This is a genomic window from Shinella sumterensis (assembly GCF_004514425.2).
Classification (GTDB): Bacteria; Pseudomonadota; Alphaproteobacteria; order Rhizobiales; family Rhizobiaceae; genus Shinella; species Shinella sumterensis.
On record NZ_MYFN02000002.1, the window covers coordinates 506781 to 525287 of the forward strand.

An 18507-nucleotide genomic window follows, 5' to 3' on the forward strand; every position below is an offset into this window, starting at 1 on the left:
TGTACGAGAAAAGCTGCCTTTAAGGCAAACATCACCCGATCAGCGCGAACCGATCCACATCCACCATGCCGCGGTCCGAGATCTTCAGGTGGGGGATGACGGGGAGCGGCAGGAAGGCGAGCTGGAGGAAGGGTTCTTCCAGCGTGGCGCCGAGCGCGAAGGCGGCCTGGCGGAGGTGGTGCAACGTGTCGCGCACGCTCTCATAGGGCTCCAGGCTCATCAGGCCTGCGACGGGCAGGGCGATCTCGCCGGTGACCACGCCATTCTCGACCACGACGAAGCCGCCCTTGATCTCGCTCAGCCGGTTTGCGGCGCGGGCCATGTCGTCTTCGTCGACGCCGACCACGCAGATGTTGTGGCTGTCATGGCCGACGGTGGAGGCGATGGCGCCCTTCTTCAGGCCGAAGCCCTGCACGAAGCCGTTGGCGTGGTTGCCGTTCTTGCCGTGGCGCTCGATGACGGCGACCTTGATGATGTCCTGCGCCAGATCGACGGTCGTCTGGTTGCCTTTGGCGGGCAGGCGGTAGCGCCGGTGTTCGGTGATGATCTTGCCCGGCAGCACGCCAATGACGGGCGTCTCGGCGTCGGTGGCGGGCACGGCGAAATGGGCGGCCTCCACGACGCGGGCCTTGACGCTATCCAGCCCGACGGGCTCCACGGCGGCGCGGGTGGCGAAGAGGGCATCGTCCACACGCCTGCCGGCGGAAAGGACCATCTCCGCCTTGCAGTTCTCCAGCGTGTCGATGACGACGAGGTCGGCGCGCCAGCCGGGGGCGACGAGGCCGCGGTCGCTGAGGCCGAAGGCCTTCGCAGCGGAAATGGAGGCGGCGCGGTAGACGGCGAGCGGCGCCCGGCCATGGGCGATCGCGGTGCGGATCATGTAATCGAGGTGGCCCTGCTCGGCGATATCGAGCGGGTTGCGGTCGTCCGTGCACAGCGCAAGGAAGGGTGACAGGCGTTCCGTCATGATGGGCAGCAGCGCCAGAAGGTCCTTGGAAACGGAGCCCTCGCGAATGAGGATATGCATGCCCTTGCGGATCTTCTCCAGCGCCTCCTCGGCGGTGGTGCATTCATGCTCGGTGCGGATGCCGGCGGAAAGATAACCGTTGAGGTCGTTGCCCAGAAGAAGCGGCGCGTGCCCGTCGATATGCCCGCCCCGGAAGGCCTCCAGCTTGGCGAGACAGACCGGGTCCTTGTGGATGACACCAGGGAAATTCATGAACTCGGCGAGGCCGATGACCTTGGGATGATCGCGGAACGGCAGGAGCCGTTCCACGGGCAGATCGGCGCCCGATGTTTCCAGATGCGTGGCCGGCACGCAGCTCGACAGCTGCACGCGAATATCCATGATCGTCTGCATGGCGCTGTCGAGGAAGAACTGTATGCCCTCCGTGCCGAGCACATTGGCGATTTCGTGCGGATCGCAGATCACCGTCGTGACGCCGTAGGGCAGGACGCAGCGGTCGAATTCGTGCGGCGTCACCAGCGAGGATTCGATGTGCAGATGCGTGTCGATGAAGCCGGGCACGACGATGCGGCCGGTGATGTCGATTTCCGTTCTACCCGTGTAGGTGCCGCAGGTGCCGACGATGCGGTCACCGCAGATCGCGATGTCCGACGCCACGAGTTCGCCCGTCACCAGATCGAAGAACTGCCCGCCCTTCAGGACGATATCGGCCGGCTCGCGGCCGGTTCCCTGGTCGATGAGGCGTTCCAAGTCGGTCATGGCGGGTCTCCCGAATCCTTTTCTGCGACTCTAGCGGGGTGCGCGCCGGAGGGAAGGGCTATGCCGGGAAAACCTCAGGCCGCAAAGGTCACGGAAAAGGCGAAGCGTGTCGTTTCGCCACCGTCAAGCACGCTGGTATAGGGCCGGTCCTTCAGTTCGGGCGACGCGCCGTATTCGGCCGCCGTGCCATGCCAGGGCTCGATGCACAGGAAGGGCGCGCCGGGCTTTGTCCACAGCGCGAGGTTGGGCAAGTTCTCGAAACGAAAGGCGAGGGACGGACCGTCCTCGGCGGCGTAGACGAGGCTGTCGCCGGCCCCTTGCGGGAAGACCAGGGCGTCGTTGGCGAACAGGTCGTGCGCGAGCACGAGGCGGCCGTGGTCGAAGGGGGATGGCGTGCGGCTCGTGGAGAGAAGGCCGTTTTCCAAGGGCTGGCGCAGCGGCTCGCCGCCGTTTGCAAGGGTCACCATATGCGGTTTTCCCGCGGCGCCCGGCAGCGGCCAGGAGAAGGCGGGATGGTAGCCGAAGCCGAAGGGCATCGGCTCGCCGCCCCGGTTTTCGACCATGCTGGCCACCGTCAACGTGCGGTTGTCGAGCCTGTGTTCGACGGTGAGACGGAAATCGAAAGGGTAGACGGCGCGGGTTTCGTCGGAGGCCTCCAGCGCATAGCGGCAGGCCGTGGCCGACGTGGTCTCGATGGTGAATTCCCGTCGCCGGGCAAAGCCGTGCTGGGCCATGGGATAGGGCCTGCCGTCGATCAGCAGCCTATCGTCCGGCGCCTTGCCGACGATGGGAAACAGCACCGGCGAGCGGCCGGTCCAGAAGGCGGCGTCGCCGTTCCATAGCCAGCTGCCGCCATCCCCAGATGTTATGGACTGCATCTCGGCGCCGAGGGACGAGACCTCGACGGTCAGGAAGGCGTTCTCGATACGGGTGGTCGTCGGCATCGAATCTCCTTTTGCGGAAAGCCGGTCCTACTGTAGCGCAAATCTTAACGCCGCGTCTCGCGAAGGGCACGTTGCCGGCCGATCTGCAACATCGCGATGCTGGCGAGCACGAGGATGATGGCGGCGATTTCCAGCATGCCGACCGTTTCTCCGGCCGCCCAGCCGATCAGCAGGGCGACGTTCGGCGTGATGTAGGTCGCGCCGGAGGCGGCAACGGCGCCCAGTTCCTGCAACAGGTAATAATAGATCAGGAAGGCCATGCCCGTGCCGAGAATGCCGAGCCCCACGGCAACGCCGGCCGCCGCGTGCCAGTCGCCGAGGATGGCCGTGATGCCCGTGCGGTCGGTGAGCGCCAGCAGCACGAGAAGGGCAAGCCCCGTCTGCCATGTGGCGAGTGCCAGCGGCGGCAGGTTATGGGGCGAGAGAAAGCGGCGCACATAGACATAGGAGAGACCGAGGATGCTCGTGGCGGCAAGCATCCACAGCACGCCGTCGATATCGATGCTGCCGCCCGACCGCTCCCACGGGCGGGCGATCAGGACGATGCCGGCAAAGCCCGTCACCACGCCGGCGAGCATCAGGGCATTGGGCCGTTCGGTGCGCAGCACGAGAAGCGTGGCGAGCGTGGTGAAGAGCGAGATCGAGCCGCCGAGAACGCCCGCAATGCCGGACGGCAGGCGCGCGGTGCCCTCCGCGATGGCGAAATAGTAGAAGGCCGTCGCCAGAACCGCCATGACGAGGAAATGCGGAAGGTGCCGTATCTGCTCCCTGTGGATCACGCCGTTCCGCCAGGCGACCACGGCAAGCGGCAGGAAGCCGAAGAAGACTCGCAGAAGCGTGATCTGCGCGGGTGTGATCAGCTCGGACGCCCATTTCATGTAGATGAAGTTCGATCCCCAGAAGAGGCCGAGCAGGACAAAAGCCAGATAGATCGATCGCATGGACGTGCTCCCACCATGCGGGCCTCCGCCGCCAAGGCGGAGCCGACCCGGATCACGGTACGGAGATGATGCGGCCCGCCGCGCCATCCCTGTGGGACCGGCGCGACGGGAAGTCGCCTGTATACGACCTGAATAGTCTCAGATGTTGTTCTGGAGCACGTCGCGCAGCTTGCCGAACAACTCGTCGATATGGTGTTTTTCGATGATCAGCGGCGGCGAGAGCGCGATGATGTCGCCCGTCGTGCGTATGAGCAGGCCCTGCTCATAGGCTTTGAGGAAGGCATTGAAGGCGCGCTTGGTCGGCTCGCCGGCAATGGGCGAAAGCTCGATGGCGCCGATCAGGCCGACATTTCTGATGTCGATGACGTTGGGGCAATCCTTGAGCGAATGCAGGCCGTCTTCCCAATAGGAGGCGAGTTCGCTGGCGCGGGTGAGCAGGCCCTCTTCCTTGTAGGTGTCGAGCGTGCCGAGGGCCGCCGCACACGCGATCGGGTTGCCGGAATAGGTGTAGCCGTGGAAGAACTCGATCATGTGCTCCGGTCCGTTCATGAACGTGTCATGGATCTCGGAGGTGACGAAGACGGCGCCCATCGGGATCACGCCGTTGGTGAGGCCCTTGGCGGTGGTGATGATATCGGGCTTCACGTCGAAGTACTGGGCGGCGAAGGGCGCGCCAAGGCGGCCGAAACCGGTGATGACCTCGTCGAAGATCAAGAGGATGCCGTGCTGCGTGCAGATTTCGCGCAGCTTCTGGAGGTAACCCTTCGGCGGGATGAGAACGCCGGTGGAGCCGGCCACCGGCTCGACGATGACGGCCGCGATGGTGGAGGCGTCATGCAGGGTGATGATACGCTGCAACTCGCTGGCGATATCGCCGCCATGCTCCGGCTCGCCGCGCGAAAACGCATTCTTGTCGGGGAAATGGGTGTGCGGCATGTGGTCGACGCCGGTCAACAGCGTGCCGAACATCTTGCGGTTGGAGACGATGCCGCCGACGGAGATGCCGCCGAAATTGACGCCGTGATAGCCGCGTTCACGCCCGACGAGGCGGAAGCGCGAGCCGTCGCCCTTGGCGCGGTGATAGGCGAGCGCCACTTTCAGCGCCGTTTCGACCGATTCGGAGCCGGAATTGGTGTAGAGCACGTGGTTCATGCCCTCGGGCGCAATGTCCACCAGACGGTTGGCGAGTTCGAACGCCTTGGGGTGGCCGAGCTGGAAGGCGGGCGCATAGTCGAGTTCGCCTGCCTGTTCGCGGATCGCCTCGGTGATCTTGGGCCGGCAGTGGCCGGCATTCACACACCACAGGCCGGCGGTGCCATCCAGCACCTGACGACCGTCATGGGTCGTGTAGTACATGTCCTTGGCGCCGACGAACAGGCGCGGCTCCTTCTTGAACTGCCGGTTTGCCGTGAACGGCATCCAGAAGGCACGCAGATCGTTGGGGGTATTCAGGCGGTTGGACATGCGGTTCTCCATGGTCCCTAAAGTGCCCGGCCCCGCAGGGCGGTGCCGGCCGGCAGATGCTTGGCGATTTTTACCCGATGGTCAAACTATCAACGCGCCGGCCACCGTCAAGGCGTCGTACGGAGGAGCGCATAGCAAAGCGCCCCGGACTTTCGGCCGAGGCGCAGAGAGGCGGTTATCGGGTGTATCAGGCGATGCGCAGTTTCTTTTCCGCACCCGGCGCGGCGTAGATGCGGTCCAGCGAATCGAGGATCGTGAGAACGGCTGCGGACTTGCTGGAATAGTAGATCGTCTGGGCGTCGCGACGGGTCGTGACGAGGTTCTGCGCGCGCAGCTTGGACAGGTGCTGCGAGAGCGCCGACTGGCTGAGGCCGACCTTGGTGGCCAGCGCGCCGACGGCAATTTCGCCACCGACCAGAACCCGCAGGATCAATAACCGTTTGGGGTTGGCCATCGCGGACAGGAAGTCGGATGCAACTTCGGCCTGCGCATGCTCAGCCTCTGAAATCTTATCCATCTGAAAACTCCTTCTGGCGTTTCCGCTTCAAATCATGACGTTTTAAGTTAATGCGCTTGTAAGCATATAAACAAAACCTCCTGCATCAAGGGCAAGAAATGGGGGTAGGGGTACACTCATAGCGCTAATATGAATGCGATATTCAAGTCTTGATGCTCGGGAGGTCGAGGTCGCTGGAAAGGCTCCGGCGCTGCTCAGCCAGATGCGCGCGCCTCCCGCAGCAGGCGGGCCAGTTCACCGCGCAGCGCGCCGGCATCCGTCAGCTCTTGCGGGAATTCGAGGCGCTTCAGCCGGTCGCCGCTGGCGAGATCGACACCGGCCGCATCCAGGCCGACGATGCTCCAGTTCCCCTCTTTAGCGCCGCAATAGTGGGCTGCGTAGACGCCGGCGGCCTCTGCATGGTCGCTGTTCATGTGGTCGATCGCGCCTTGTTCCATGGCTGCGAGCGCGTCGCGGGCCGGCGAACGAATCAGAAGATCGTCCGCCGTCAGCACGAAGGCCTTGCCGAAACCGCCGTTGAGATGGGCGCGCAGCGGCACGAGCCGGAAGAAGGCGAAGTCGGGAAAATCGACATAGAGTTTCGCCTTTGGGTGGCGGCGGATGAAGCGCTCGCGAAGTGCCGTGCGGGCTTCACTTTCGCGTGATACTTCCTCGGCCTCGCACAGCACGGTGAGGCGGGGATGGGCGAGCGGGTCGCCCTTGCCGGGTTCGCCCGCCAGCAGGGACGCGCGCGGATCGGCGCGCAGTGCCGTGGTGTGCACGGAGAGCGCCGAAACGAGGATGACAGGTGTTCCGTCCGTATCGGTGCCCGTCAGCGTGCGGCTTGCGAAGGGCGCGCCCGTTTCCGGCTCGAGCACGGCCAGCGCGCAGGAGCGGGCGGAACGCAGCAGCGTGCGGGCGAGGTGGCGCGCCTCGTCGTCGGTGTCGCGCAGAACGCTGGGCTTGTCGTTCTCGGTCATGGCTGGGCTCCGTATCGGCAGAAAAAGGCGGCGCCCCGGAGAGCGCCGCCCTGTCTAGACCGAAGCGGGCCGGTTGTCAGCCGCGCCGGCGGTGGCGCGTCAATCCGCCTATGACGTCCTGCGCGCTGATCGTGCCGACGACGGTGCCGTTTTCGACGACGCCGACATTGCCGGGCGTGCGCGCCATGGCGTCGAGCACGTCGACCAGCGGCGTTTCCGGCGCGGTGGTGGCCGTGACGGTGCCGCTGTGCGAGGCGCCGGGCTGCATGACATCGTGCGCCGTCAGCATGTTGATCGGGTTCATGTTCTGCACGAAGTCCGCGACATACTGGTTGGCCGGGTTCTTCACGATCTCCTGCGGCGTGCCGCACTGGATGATGCGCCCGCCCTCCATGATGGCGATGCGGTTGCCGATGCGGAAGGCCTCGTCCAGGTCATGGCTGACGAAGATGATGGTCTTCTTCAGCCGGTGCTGGAACTCCAGGAGTTCGTCCTGCAGGCGGGTGCGGATCAGCGGGTCGAGCGCGGAGAACGGCTCGTCCATGAGCAGGATCGGCGCGCCCGTCGCAAAGGCCCGGGCGAGGCCGACACGCTGCTGCATGCCGCCCGAGAGCTCGTTGACCTTGCGGTTCGCCCATTTGGTGAGGTTGACGAGTTCGAGCTGCTCGGCGACCCGCGCCTTGCGCTCGCTGTCCGGCACGCCGGCAAGCTCGAGGCCGAAGCCGACATTGTCGGCGACGGTGCGCCAGGGCAGGAGCGCGAACTGCTGGAACACCATGGACACGGTGTGCATGCGGAAATCGCGTAGCGCCTTGGGCGTTGCCTTGTAGGGGTTCACCGCGCCGGTGCCGGCCTTGACCGCCACATCGCCGCGCACGACGGGTGCAAGCCCGTTGACGGCGCGCAGCAGCGTCGACTTGCCCGAGCCGGACAGGCCCATCAACACGAGGATTTCGCCCTCGTTGATCGACAGCGTGGCATCGGCAACGCCGAGGACGAGGCCCGTTTCGGCGCCGATCTCGTCACGCGACTTGCCGGCATCGGCCAGAGCGAGCGCTCTCTGCGGATTGTCGCCGAAGATGATGGATACGTTGTTGAAGACGACAGCGTCGGTCATTTGCCGTCTCCTTCGTCAGCGGCGCGGAAGAGGCGATCGAGAATGATCGCGAGGATGACGATACACAGGCCCGCCTCGAAACCCATGGAGATGTTCACGGTATTGAGCGCGCGCACCACGGGAACGCCGAGGCCCTTGGCGCCGACGAGGGCCGCGATGACCACCATGGAAAGCGACAGCATGATCGTCTGCGTGAGGCCGGCCATGATCTGCGGGGTCGCGAAGGGCAGCTCGACCTTGCGCAGCACCTGGCCCGGTGTCGCACCGAAGGCCTGTGCTGCTTCGACCAGCGCGGGCGGCGTGGAGATGATGCCGAGGCGGGTGAGGCGGATCGGCGCGGGGATGGCGAAGATCACCGTCGCGATCAGGCCGGGCACCATGCCGAGCCCGAAGAGGATGAGGGCCGGGATCAGGTAGACGAAGGTCGGGATCGTCTGCATGAGATCGAGGATCGGCCGCAGGATGGAATAGAACCATGGCCGGCGGGCGGCCGCGATGCCGAGCGGCACGCCGACGATCATGCTGACGCCGGTCGCCGCCAGCACGAGGGCCAGCGTTTCCGTGGTTTCCTTCCAGTAGCCCTGGTTCACGATGAGCAGCAGGCCGAGAAAGGTGAAGAGCGCCACCCCGACGGACCGGCGGAAATACCAGCTTGCGGCCGAGACGAGCAGGATGAGGGCAATGGAATAGCCGAATTTGCCGCCGGCGCTGGCGAACGGGCCCTGCAGCACATAGAGCACCGCATCGATGCCGGCCTGCAGGAAGACTTTCAGGAAATCAAACAGTCCCTTGCCGTTCGTCGTCAGCCAGCTGACGGCCTCTTTGGCGATGGGTCCGATCGGAATTTTGGAAACGGTAAGCCAATCCACGAGAATAGGTCCCTGGCTGGAGTGCGAATATTGGCAGCAAGGCGTCCGCAGGCGCAGGCGCAAAGCCGCTCGGATATGTCTGAAGCGCCAGCAGTATCCGGCGGCAAGAAGGGCGGGAAAGTTTCCTCCCCGCCCGATTCTTGTCTGTTAGAGACCAAGTGCGGTTTTCACCGCCGGCAGGGCCTCGCCGCTGCCGTCCTTCGTCGTGACGCCGGCGAGCCACGGCTCGATGGCGGCGGGGTTGGCCTTCAGCCACTCGGTCGCTGCGGCTTCCGGATCCTGACCGTCGTTCAGGATCTTGCCCATGATCTGGTTTTCCATCTCCAGCGAGAACTTGAGGTTCTGCAGGAACTTGCCGACGTTCGGGCACTCGGTCGTGTAGCCCTTGCGCACGTTGGTGTAGATCGTCGCGCCGCCGAAATTGGGGCCGAAGACATCGTCGCCGCCGGTGAGGTAGGTCAGCTTGAAGTTGGCGTTCATCGGGTGCGGCTCCCAGCCCAGGAAGACGACCGGCGTGCCTTCCTGCTCGGCGCGGGCGACTTCGGCCAGCATGCCCTGCTCGGAGGATTCGACCACTTCGAAGCCCGAAAGATCGAACTTGTTGCCCGACACCATGTCGATGATCAGGCGGTTGCCGTCATTGCCCGGCTCGATGCCGTAGATCTTGGAGCCGAGCTCGTCCTTGTGCTTGGCGATGTCGGCGAAATCCTTGATGCCGAGTTCCGCACCCTTGGCATTGGTCGCCAGCGTGTACTTGGCGCCCTCGAGGTTTTCGCGAACGGTTTCGACCGAGCCGTCCTCGCGGAAGGGCTTGATGTCGGCTTCCATCGTCGGCATCCAGTTGCCGAGGAACACGTCGATGTCCTTGTTCGACAGCGAGGTGTAGGTGACGGGAACGGACAGCACGGTGACTTCCGTCTCGTAGCCGAGGTTCTTGAGGATGGTCGTGGCGGTCGCGGTGGTGGCGGTGATGTCCGTCCAGCCGACATCCGAGAAGCGGACCTTGCCACAGCTTTCGGCCTCGGCGGCGGATGCGCCGGCCACGCCCAGCGCGATGACCGAGACGGCGGCGGCAAGCAGTGTCTTGAATGGTGATGCAGCGTTCATTTTATGGCTCCCCTTATAACTGGTGTATTAGACAATCATCAAAACAATGGGCTTTCAAGACGTCTGAACTAGCCGGAAGCCCCTGAAAGGTCCAATAAATTTCGGGCTTGTTCGCAATTAAACACATTGATGTCGCACTGGATGGGCCCCGGTGTTTTCTGTGGTTTTCAGCCGTTTGCGGCTGGAAAATCGCCCCCTGACGGGCCATGAGGCGGGGACGGAGAAATTCATGGCCAAACTCTATTTCAGCTATGCGACGATGAATGCGGGCAAGTCGACGCTCCTGCTTCAGGCATCCTACAATTACCGCGAACGCGGCATGCGCACGGCGATCTTCATCGCCTCCTTCGACGACCGCGCCGGCGCCGGCCGCATCTCCTCGCGCATCGGCCTCTCCGCGGATGCCATCGCCTTCGACCAGAGCGACGATCTCTATCGCCATATCGAGGATCTGAACGGCAACGGCGAGGGGCCGATCGCCTGCGTCTTCGTCGACGAGGCGCAGTTCCTGACGGAGGAACAGGTCTGGCAGCTCGCCCGCGTGGCCGACCGGCTGCATATTCCCGTCATGGCCTATGGCCTGCGCACGGATTTCCAGGGCAAGCTGTTTCCCGGCTCGAAGGCGCTGCTCGCCATCGCCGACGAGATGCGCGAGGTGCGCACCATCTGCCATTGCGGGCGCAAGGCCACGATGGTGGTGCGGCTCGGCGCCGACGGCAAGGTGGCGAAGCACGGTGCGCAGGTGGAAATCGGCGGCAATGACAAATATGTATCCTATTGTCGCCGGCACTGGGACGACATCATGAACGCCGACTGATATCGGCGCCGGCAGAGGAGCCCTCCGATGAAGCCGCTTGCCGCACTGGCCGCCTTGCTCTGTCTTGCCACCCCGGCGCGCGCCGACGGGGACGCTGCCGCGGGTGCCGTGGTTTTCCGCAAATGCCAGGCCTGTCACTCCACCGAACCGGTCAATCGCGTGGGGCCGACCCTTGCCGGGATCGTCGGCCGGCCCGTCGCGTCCGTGGCGGATTACACATATTCGCCCGCCATGACGGCCTTTGCCGAGGGCGGCAAGGTTTGGGACGAGGCGCTCCTTGCCGAATATCTCCTGTCGCCCAAGGCGATGGTGCCCGGCACGCGCATGACGTTTGCCGGATTGCGCAAGGCGGAGGATATCGCAGATCTCATCGCGTTTCTGAAAGCGGCGCCGGCTCCTTAGCGGGCGCGGAAAAATTTTCCGTGCAGCCTTGCGGCGCGTCCGGCCTGTCCCACATGTTCTGCGGGAAAACCCGCAGGCAGGTTCCTATCTGTCTGAAATCGTATAGTGTTGCGACGGAATAAATCGGGGGGCGAGGACGTCTGCCGTGGAGAGCTCAAGGGGATAGAGGCATATGGCCACACTTCAGAACTTCGATACGGAAATCGAGAAAACCCGCTCGGTCGTCGACCAGATGCGCGGCAAGCTGGAGCAGTCCGGCATCGTGCTGGAGCAATTCGCCAAGGCGGATACCAAGCTCGGCGACGTGAATTTCGATATCGAGAACGCCCGTATCCAGGACGTCATCAACCAGCAGAAGGTGATGGAGGGCAATATCGCCGACCTCATCATCGGGCTGGAGGATGCGACCAATATCTTCGGCACCGAATTCGAGAGCATGAAGAGCTACACGGGCTACGAAAAATTCATCGGCATGTTCTCCAAGCAGAAGATGCAGCGCATGCGCACCGACCGCGTGCGCAACATGTCGCTCGCCGGCAACCTGCAGGAGCTGCTTGCGAAATCCGACACGATCGTCGGCATCCTCAAGGAGCAGAAGTCGATCCTTGAACAGCGCTACAAGACCTCCGAAGCGAGCCTGATCAGCGTGATCGAGCGCCGCAAGGGCACGATGACCAATCTGGAGGCCACGCAGAAGCGCATCGAGGAATTGAACCCGCTCCTGATGGACCTCGAGAACCGCATCGCCGCCTCCACCGACCAGCGTGCCCGCACCGACCTCGAAGGCGAGCGCTCGGCGCTGGCGACCGAATACAACCAGATGCAGGCGAAGGAACAGGAGCTTCTGGCCGAGAGCCAGACGCTGGAGCGCTACACCTCGATGTTCCAGACCTTCGTCGATTCGCTCAACAACCAGATCGCCGCCCAGAACACGCTGATCAACAAGCTGACCATCGATACCGAGCAGCGCATCGTGCTCTACAAGGCGCTGGAAGACTCGCTGAAGACCGCAGCCCAGCAGGACGTGGCGCACAAGATCAACACGCTCGGTTCGCAGGTCGATACGGCGGCCGAGGAAACGATGGCCGGCATCGGCTCCGCCTCGCAGCGCCATATCGGCGACCTCCTGGAGATGCACGAGAAGAACATGCTGGCGACGCAGGACATCCAGCGCCGCAAGAAACTCGCCGACGACGCCTTCGCCCGCCGGTTCCAGGCCGTCATGGACAAGCACAACGCCGCGAACTACGTGAAGTCGTGATGGTTTCAGGCATGGGATTGCGGGGCGCGGCGACACCCCCCTCTGCCCTGCCGGGCATCTCCCCCACAAGGGGGGAGATCGGCAGTTCGCGCGGTCTGCGCCGCGATCGTGACGGCAAAAAAGTGCCGGCGATTGACGTCAGGCAAGGGCAGGTCGCCCACCCCACCCGATCTCCCCCCTTGTGGGGGAGATGCCCGGCAGGACAGAGGGGGGTATACGCCTTCACACACCATGGGGCACACGTCCGATGAACGCCCCTGCCGACAGCGCCATCGCGCAATATTTCTCCACCATCCGGTCCGCCCTCGGCGGCCTCGAGATCTTCCTGGGCGACCGCAACTCCCCGCTCTACCGCAATTCCGTGGTGGGCGAGGTGATCATGCCCTATCTTGCGCGGCTGAAGGCGTCCTTTGCCTGCTGGGAGAACCGCATCGGCTTCGTCGACCAGTTCCGCGTGTCGCGGGCCGAAAGCGGATTTCCGGTGTTCCAGAACGTGCTGGAGCTGGAAAACGACCGGCAGAGCGCGGAAAAGCGGCTTGCCGCCATGCCGAATGCCGACCAGCTGCGCACGGAAATGGCGGATTTCATTCTTCGCCAGAAGGCATTCCCGAGCGACCTTCAGGCCCGCATGGCCGAGCGGCTCTATCTGGAGCAGATCGGCAAGGGCGACATCTTCTCGCCCTTCGTGCTGCCCGAGACCATTCGCGTCGCGGTCAATCCCAAGACCATGCGGCCCTATTACGTGGTGTGCTGGGGGGCGTTCGACGGCTCGGCGACGCTGCCGATGGTCTATATGGCGATGATCGAGGATTCGAGCGACAACGTCGTGAAGATGCTCGTGACGAAGGACGGCAAGCTCAATCCGGATGTCGACATTCCGCTGCCCGTCGGCGGGCTGCTCAACCCGGAACTCGCCAGCCGCTTCGACGATTTCGCGCTGAAGAACAGCGCCTATTCGCTGACACCGGTGACGATCGCCACCAATCTCGACAAGGATTTCCCCACGCTGCATCCCAAGCAGCTGCGCCGCATCGTGCTGGGGCCGTTCTATTCGGCCGGCATCACGGAGAACAATGCGCGTATCAACGACATCCTCTCCAAGGTGCGCCGGCCGGAAAATGCCTGGCTTCTGACCTGGACGGTGCAGGAGGTGTTTTCCAAGGCGGAGCGCCCCGCCCAGAAGGGGTTCTGGAGCTCGACGCCGGCGCAGGAGGAATTCCACATCGAGACCAGCGATCTCGAAGCCACGCGCATGGGCGTCAGCGCCTATGAGAAACATGCGCTGGTGCCGCACGATGCCTATCAGGCGCTCTACGCCGCCGGCGAGACCGAAGGCATTTTCGGCGCCTACAAGGTGCATGTGATTTCAGGAAACCAGGTGATCAGCGAGGTTTGAGACCAATGGTCTCGGCCCGCTGTTCCCGGATTTTGCATAAGGATTCCCGATGAGCCTCAACGCCGGACTGACGACGATCCACGAAGACGACATTGCCAAACACCAGGCCGCCGCGCAGAGCCTCGTGTCCAAGCTCGTCATTCTCGAAAGCGACGATGGCCAGAACGGAACCGCCCTTGCCGGCACCGGCCGTCGTTTCGTCTCCACCGTCTCGACCGCCGGTGCGCGGCGCACGCGGGAGGTGGAACTGGCAAAGACCATCCAGGCGGTGCGGGCCGGCGATCCGCTGCTGTCGCCGCAGCAGCACGCCGTGCTGTACCGGGCGCGGCGCGGGCTGCAGGTGGCGCTTGCCGTGACGGACGCCTTCTCGCGCCAGACCAACCTCGAAGGGTTGCAATCGCGCAATCTTGCCGCGCCGCTTTCCGGTGACGAGGCCAACCAGTTCAAGGCGCTGCTTGCGGCCTCCGCCTATATCGCCGCCTTCACCTTCGCCGCCTATCTCGGCGCGACGCTGCCGGGCGAGGGCGAGCCGGTCGAGGATGGCGGGGAGCCGGACTATCTGTTCGACACGCCGCAGGATGCGCTGAAGAGCATGGTCTCGGGGCTTGACCGCACACTTGCCGGCGCGCCCGACGATGCCGCGCTCGTCAGCCGTGCGCGCGCCTTTTCGCGCGTCGCCATCGAGGGACTGATCTCGCGCCGCGCCCGTTTCACGGGGCTTGCCGGCTTCGAGAACGCGCATATCCGTATCGAGCAGGACGATTTCACGCTCTCCGGTTTCGACGTGGCGCCGGGCCAGAAGCGCAAGCCGCTGTCCATGACCTTCAAGAAGCCGAACGAGATCATCGGCAACCACATCGCCAAGTATCAAGCGATGAAGCTTGCCAAGATGCTGGTCGCCTACGACTTCGAACGGCAGATGAACCCGTTCGTGGAACTCGGAGGCTTCCTTTTCACCTTCATTGGCGATGGCATGCCGGGCACGGGCAAGACGATCCTGATCCAGATGCTGGCCGGCCTCGTCAACGATTACTGCCAGACCGCCGGCTATGCTTTCCACTACGAGAATTTCGGCGTCGACCAGATCTCGTCCTACCAGGGCAAGTCCGGCCAGAACTGCAAGGAGTTCGTCACCAACGTCATGAACCCGAAGGCGATCGGCTTCGGGACCATCGACGATGTCGACCAGGTGGCCGCCAAGCGCTCCGATGACCGGGCGTCCGCCGGCCAGCACGAAGTGACGGCGGTGCTGATGGAAAGCTTCGCCGGCGCCTCGACGGTGGTGCGCGGCAACTGCACCTTCGGCATGTTCTCCAACTATCCGGAGAATGTCGATGACGCGCTGCGCCAGCGCGCCGGCGCCCGCTGGCTGGTGGATGGGCCGCAGACCGAGGACGACTATATCGACATCTTCGCCATGCTGGTGGGCAAGAACCACTCGATCCCGCTCGGCGAGCACACCTTGTTCGAGGGGCAGGAGATCAAGCGCGCCGTCTCGACCTCCTACGGGCAGCACGCCAGGCCGCAGGAAGAGGGGTTGCTTGCCGTGTGGGAGGCGCACGAGAAGGAGCATGGCGCGATCCGCTCGCTCGCCGATGTCGGCGCCTATCTTCACCGCATCAAGGTCGCCGAGCCGCGCTTCACCGGCCGCGCGATCAAGAACATCACCGACGCGATCAAGATGCGCGCCATGGACGTGGACCTGCCGGACGACTGGTTCGCGGACGCGGGCACCTTCATGCACAAGAGCTACGACGAGAAGAAGGCCATGATCGAGGAGCTGCGCGGGCCGATCTCGATGGACATGGTGCTGCAGGAGATAAACCGCTACGCCGACTCGGAATTCCGCTACACCGACAAATCCGACGACGCCGCCGTCTCCGACATCATCCGCCGCGAACGCCAGCGCGAGAAGGCCATCCGCGAAATGGAGAAGATGAAGGCGGAGGGGCGGTGGTAGCGGCCTTGTTGGAAAAGTCTTGGCACAGATGCTATATGTTCGGGATGCATGTACCCCAAGGAGGATGGCATGGCGAGACAGACGGCAATCCGACTTCCTGACGAAACCTATGAGCGGCTACAGGCATTGGCCGCGCGGACTGGGCGCACAGCGACATATTATATTCGCGAGGCCATTGAACAGCATATCGAGGATCTCGAGGACATTTATCTCGCGGAGCAGGAACTTGAGCGCGTGCGGCGTGGCGAAAGCCGTGTCTATTCTCTGAAGGAGGTTGAGGAAGAGCTTGGCCTGGGCGATTGAGATCACCGAAGGGGCTAAGAAAGAGCTCGATAAGCTCGGTCATGTCGAGGCAAAGCGCATTCGTAATTTTCTTGTCACGAAGCTCGCTTCCTCCGAAAATCCCCGTTTGCTCGGAAGCGCTTTGCAAGGCGCGCGGCTGGGAAGCTATTGGCGGTATCGCATCGGCGACTATCGGGTCATTTGTGACATCCAGGACAACAGGCTTGTCGTGGTCGTCGTTCGTGTAGGACATCGGCGTGAAATATATTCCTGAAGCTTCCGGTGTCTCGGCATGAAACTCCTCCTCGAAGCCGAATTGATCTATGGGCGTTTGCTGCCGATCGATGAGCCGCATCTTGTCGAGCGCTACAACAAGGCACTTGACGGGTTCGGCATGCGGCGCACGCAGCTTTCGCGTTTCCGCATCGACATGACGGGCTTTTCGCCTGAAATCGCGGATGAACTGGGCGACCGGGATTATCTCGATCCGAACCGCGTCAACCGCCGCTTCATCATCATGACGCCGGAGCAGGTGAACCTGCCTGTGGTGCATACAAGCTTTTCCAACACCGCCGCGCTGATGCACGAGTTCTTCTCGGCCAATGCACGCGCGATCAACGCGATCACCATCCGCGATGCGCTCTATGGCGAGATCGAGGACTCGGTGTCTGTCGTCAACGATATCGACGACCTGCTGTCGATCAACGAAGTGCGCTTCAAGGTGCTGTCGGCGGAGGACATGCTCGGCAAGGCGGCGGAGCTGCGCGGGCTGGTCGACCGGCTGAAGACGGTGCCGAATGCCTGGTCGGACGATGCGATGCTCAACCGCATGGTGGACCTCGCCAAGCAGACCGGCGACATCAGGCAGAACGCGCTGGTGCCCGACCAGCTCGTGTTTCGCCATGATGCCTATTGGGCGAACCATTTCGGCGGCGTCTATGTCTTTCTCGACGACAAGACGACGACGGTCATCTGCGATCCGACCGTGCCGGGCTTCCGCCGTTCGCGCCCGTGGCAGGTCAGCTATATCGCGCTCGACGACCACAAGCGCATCTTCGATTTCCTTGCCTCCACCGGAAGGCTGGAACTGCCGCGTGCCTCCTGGGTCGAGCCGTCCGGGCTCTTCCAGCACCGGGCGGACATGACGATCGTGAACCTCGTCAACCAGGCCGATCCCACGACCGATCTGGAGAAGATGGACCGGATCTGGCTGCAGACCTGGATGCACCGCAATGCCGGTCTCGTGGCGCGCGACGGAACCTATCCCTTCCTGCAGGAAGCGATCCGCACGGTAGCGGCGACAGGCGAGATCAAGATTGCCGACGTCGCGCCGGAGCGGCGGTTCATGCTGGTGCGGGCAGCCCCGGCGCATCCCGATCAGTGGCTGGTCAACCGTCTGATTTCACAGATGGTTCCCTACGACTTCGTGTCCCGCTTCGTGTTCGACAAGCAGGGTTTCTACACCGCCTATGATCAATACAGCGAAAAGTTCCGCGCCTATGTTGTTGCAACGTTGACGCGGACCTATCTGCAAGACAAGGCTGCCTTCCGCAGGAAACTTTACGGCATCAGAGAGGATGACCCCTATGCTTGATCCGGTCGTCGCGTTCTTCCAGCGCATCTTTTCGGCCATCGGCCGGGGCATCGGCACGGCGGTCGCCTGGCTGCTCTGGCCCTTCGTCACCGCCACCAACTGGTGCCGGGAGCGCAGCTGGATCATCAAGGGACCGATCGGTATCGGCGTGCTTCTACTTGTGGGCTTCTATGCCTATTTCATCTGGCAGACGCAGGTGTGGAGCGGGTTCAATCCCGACTACGTCAACGCCTACAACCTCGCGCAGCGCAAGCAGGATGCCGGGGTCGCATCGGGTACCGCCGCCACCACGCCGGCAACCGGCGAAATCGCAGAGCCTGCGCCAAAGACCTGCGTGCGCTCGGCCATCGTCGACGTGACGGCCGATCTCATCGATTATAACGTCAACCAGAACGCCTGGATTTCCTCCATGCTGCTCTACAAGCTCGGCCTGTTCGGGCTCGACTGGGACAGGACGCCGTGGTTCGACAACAAGGCGGCCTTCCAGCGCGGCGTCAACCAGACCGTCCGCCGCACGGCCGTCGAGCTTGTGGACGCGCTCGGCCGCGTTCGCGGTACTTCCGGCATCAATGCCGATCTCCAGCGCGCCCGCGGTAACATGCAGTTCGACGAGGAGACCTGGTATTTCAGATCGAATTCGATCCTGCCCACGACCCCGACGCCGAACTATTATCGTACCGCCATTGCGGACCTGCGCAAGTTCAACGCGTCGCTCGAAGCCTGTGATGCGATCTTCGACGGCCGTTCCGACAACCTGATCGAGTTCCTCGACCGCATTTCGAACGACATCGGTTCCACCTCGGCCATTATTCGCGAGCGCTCCGAGTTCCACAATGGCGGCTGGTTCGATACGCGGGCGGACGATCGCTTCTGGTTCGCCTATGGCCAGCTCTACGGCTATTACGGCATTCTCTCCGCCGCCGGTGCGGATTTCGATGCTGTGATCAAGGCGCGCGGCATCGAGCCGCTGTGGACGGAAAGCATCAAGCAGCTGCGTTCGGCGCTCAACATCCAGCCGGCGATCATCTCCAACGGCCGTGAGGACGGCTGGATCATGCCGACGCATCTGGCCACCATCGGCTTCTACATCCTGCGCGTGCGCTCCAACCTCGTGGAAATGCGCGACGTCCTGGCACGCTGATCGCCGATCC

At 63.4% G+C, this 18507-nt stretch carries 18 protein-coding genes; 9 read left to right on the forward strand and 9 right to left on the reverse strand.

What is annotated here, in order from left to right; translation table 11 throughout:
• Window positions 1-31: 31 nt before the first annotated feature.
• The 9 genes from ade to B5M41_RS06260 all read right to left on the reverse strand — a co-directional run bounded on the left by ade (window position 32) and on the right by B5M41_RS06260 (window position 9644).
• Window positions 32-1726 (reverse strand): adenine deaminase, encoded by a 1695-nt coding sequence (gene ade, locus B5M41_RS06220; RefSeq protein ID WP_134646922.1) that lies wholly within the window; start codon window positions 1724-1726, stop codon window positions 32-34.
• A gap of 74 nt (window positions 1727-1800) precedes the next feature.
• A complete protein-coding gene (locus tag B5M41_RS06225; RefSeq protein ID WP_134646924.1) occupies window positions 1801-2670 on the reverse strand; it encodes an aldose 1-epimerase family protein in 870 nt (289 codons plus the stop codon).
• Between the two features lie 44 nt (window positions 2671-2714).
• Entirely contained in the window at window positions 2715-3611 is an 897-nt protein-coding gene (locus tag B5M41_RS06230) for a DMT family transporter (RefSeq protein ID WP_134646926.1), read from the reverse strand.
• Window positions 3612-3749: 138 nt separating this feature from the next.
• Entirely contained in the window at window positions 3750-5075 is a 1326-nt protein-coding gene (gene aptA, locus B5M41_RS06235) for an omega-aminotransferase AptA (RefSeq protein ID WP_134646928.1), read from the reverse strand.
• Between the two features lie 187 nt (window positions 5076-5262).
• Window positions 5263-5592 (reverse strand): ArsR/SmtB family transcription factor, encoded by a 330-nt coding sequence (locus B5M41_RS06240; RefSeq protein ID WP_134646930.1) that lies wholly within the window; start codon window positions 5590-5592, stop codon window positions 5263-5265.
• A gap of 194 nt (window positions 5593-5786) precedes the next feature.
• Window positions 5787-6551, reverse strand: a complete 765-nt coding sequence (locus B5M41_RS06245; protein WP_134646932.1) for a HugZ family pyridoxamine 5'-phosphate oxidase — start codon at window positions 6549-6551, stop codon at window positions 5787-5789.
• Window positions 6552-6627: 76 nt separating this feature from the next.
• Window positions 6628-7668 carry a choline ABC transporter ATP-binding protein gene (choV, locus tag B5M41_RS06250; RefSeq protein WP_134646934.1) on the reverse strand — a complete coding sequence of 347 codons (1041 nt, stop codon included), beginning with the start codon at window positions 7666-7668 and terminating at the stop codon, window positions 6628-6630.
• Window positions 7665-8537, reverse strand: coding sequence for a choline ABC transporter permease subunit (gene choW / locus B5M41_RS06255; RefSeq protein ID WP_134646936.1), 873 nt, complete (start codon window positions 8535-8537; stop codon window positions 7665-7667). Before choW ends, choV begins: the two co-directional genes overlap by 4 nt.
• Before the next feature lie 147 nt (window positions 8538-8684).
• Window positions 8685-9644 (reverse strand): choline ABC transporter substrate-binding protein, encoded by a 960-nt coding sequence (locus B5M41_RS06260; RefSeq protein WP_134646938.1) that lies wholly within the window; start codon window positions 9642-9644, stop codon window positions 8685-8687.
• Window positions 9645-9873: 229 nt separating this feature from the next.
• Between B5M41_RS06260 and B5M41_RS06265 the strand changes: the two genes are divergently transcribed.
• The 9 genes from B5M41_RS06265 to B5M41_RS06305 all read left to right on the forward strand — a co-directional run bounded on the left by B5M41_RS06265 (window position 9874) and on the right by B5M41_RS06305 (window position 18497).
• The gene (locus tag B5M41_RS06265) at window positions 9874-10461 is read left to right on the forward strand and encodes a thymidine kinase (RefSeq protein ID WP_134646940.1); all 588 of its coding nucleotides are present in this window, start codon (window positions 9874-9876) and stop codon (window positions 10459-10461) included.
• A 27-nt stretch (window positions 10462-10488) separates the two neighbouring features.
• Entirely contained in the window at window positions 10489-10863 is a 375-nt protein-coding gene (locus B5M41_RS06270; RefSeq protein WP_134646942.1) for a c-type cytochrome, read from the forward strand.
• 172 nt (window positions 10864-11035) lie between these two features.
• Window positions 11036-12124, forward strand: coding sequence for a hypothetical protein (locus B5M41_RS06275; RefSeq protein ID WP_134646944.1), 1089 nt, complete (start codon window positions 11036-11038; stop codon window positions 12122-12124).
• A 247-nt stretch (window positions 12125-12371) separates the two neighbouring features.
• Window positions 12372-13520, forward strand: coding sequence for a hypothetical protein (locus tag B5M41_RS06280; RefSeq protein ID WP_134646946.1), 1149 nt, complete (start codon window positions 12372-12374; stop codon window positions 13518-13520).
• A gap of 49 nt (window positions 13521-13569) precedes the next feature.
• Window positions 13570-15480, forward strand: a complete 1911-nt coding sequence (locus tag B5M41_RS06285) for an AAA family ATPase (RefSeq protein WP_134646948.1) — start codon at window positions 13570-13572, stop codon at window positions 15478-15480.
• 69 nt (window positions 15481-15549) lie between these two features.
• Window positions 15550-15783 carry a type II toxin-antitoxin system RelB family antitoxin gene (gene relB, locus B5M41_RS06290; RefSeq protein ID WP_134646950.1) on the forward strand — a complete coding sequence of 78 codons (234 nt, stop codon included), beginning with the start codon at window positions 15550-15552 and terminating at the stop codon, window positions 15781-15783.
• Window positions 15767-16036, forward strand: coding sequence for a type II toxin-antitoxin system RelE family toxin (locus tag B5M41_RS06295; RefSeq protein WP_134646952.1), 270 nt, complete (start codon window positions 15767-15769; stop codon window positions 16034-16036). The genes relB and B5M41_RS06295 overlap by 17 nt, the downstream gene beginning before the upstream one ends.
• Window positions 16037-16054: 18 nt before the next feature.
• Entirely contained in the window at window positions 16055-17356 is a 1302-nt protein-coding gene (locus B5M41_RS06300) for a DUF6638 family protein (protein WP_134646954.1), read from the forward strand.
• Window positions 17349-18497 carry a DUF2333 family protein gene (locus B5M41_RS06305; RefSeq protein WP_134646956.1) on the forward strand — a complete coding sequence of 383 codons (1149 nt, stop codon included), beginning with the start codon at window positions 17349-17351 and terminating at the stop codon, window positions 18495-18497. Before B5M41_RS06300 ends, B5M41_RS06305 begins: the two co-directional genes overlap by 8 nt.
• The last annotated feature ends 10 nt before the right edge of the window (window positions 18498-18507 follow it).

Coding starts and splice junctions, on each gene's coding strand:
- aptA (WP_134646928.1), bottom strand. CDS start 5,075: ATGTCCAACCGCCTGAATACCCCCAACGATCTGCGTGCCTTCTGGATG.
- B5M41_RS06270 (WP_134646942.1), top strand. CDS start 10,489: ATGAAGCCGCTTGCCGCACTGGCCGCCTTGCTCTGTCTTGCCACCCCG.
- B5M41_RS06300 (WP_134646954.1), top strand. CDS start 16,055: ATGAAACTCCTCCTCGAAGCCGAATTGATCTATGGGCGTTTGCTGCCG.
- B5M41_RS06225 (WP_134646924.1), bottom strand. CDS start 2,670: ATGCCGACGACCACCCGTATCGAGAACGCCTTCCTGACCGTCGAGGTC.
- B5M41_RS06265 (WP_134646940.1), top strand. CDS start 9,874: ATGGCCAAACTCTATTTCAGCTATGCGACGATGAATGCGGGCAAGTCG.
- B5M41_RS06260 (WP_134646938.1), bottom strand. CDS start 9,644: ATGAACGCTGCATCACCATTCAAGACACTGCTTGCCGCCGCCGTCTCG.
- choV (WP_134646934.1), bottom strand. CDS start 7,668: ATGACCGACGCTGTCGTCTTCAACAACGTATCCATCATCTTCGGCGAC.
- relB (WP_134646950.1), top strand. CDS start 15,550: ATGGCGAGACAGACGGCAATCCGACTTCCTGACGAAACCTATGAGCGG.
- B5M41_RS06240 (WP_134646930.1), bottom strand. CDS start 5,592: ATGGATAAGATTTCAGAGGCTGAGCATGCGCAGGCCGAAGTTGCATCC.
- B5M41_RS06285 (WP_134646948.1), top strand. CDS start 13,570: ATGAGCCTCAACGCCGGACTGACGACGATCCACGAAGACGACATTGCC.
- B5M41_RS06280 (WP_134646946.1), top strand. CDS start 12,372: ATGAACGCCCCTGCCGACAGCGCCATCGCGCAATATTTCTCCACCATC.
- B5M41_RS06230 (WP_134646926.1), bottom strand. CDS start 3,611: ATGCGATCGATCTATCTGGCTTTTGTCCTGCTCGGCCTCTTCTGGGGA.
- ade (WP_134646922.1), bottom strand. CDS start 1,726: ATGACCGACTTGGAACGCCTCATCGACCAGGGAACCGGCCGCGAGCCG.
- B5M41_RS06275 (WP_134646944.1), top strand. CDS start 11,036: ATGGCCACACTTCAGAACTTCGATACGGAAATCGAGAAAACCCGCTCG.
- B5M41_RS06305 (WP_134646956.1), top strand. CDS start 17,349: ATGCTTGATCCGGTCGTCGCGTTCTTCCAGCGCATCTTTTCGGCCATC.
- B5M41_RS06245 (WP_134646932.1), bottom strand. CDS start 6,551: ATGACCGAGAACGACAAGCCCAGCGTTCTGCGCGACACCGACGACGAG.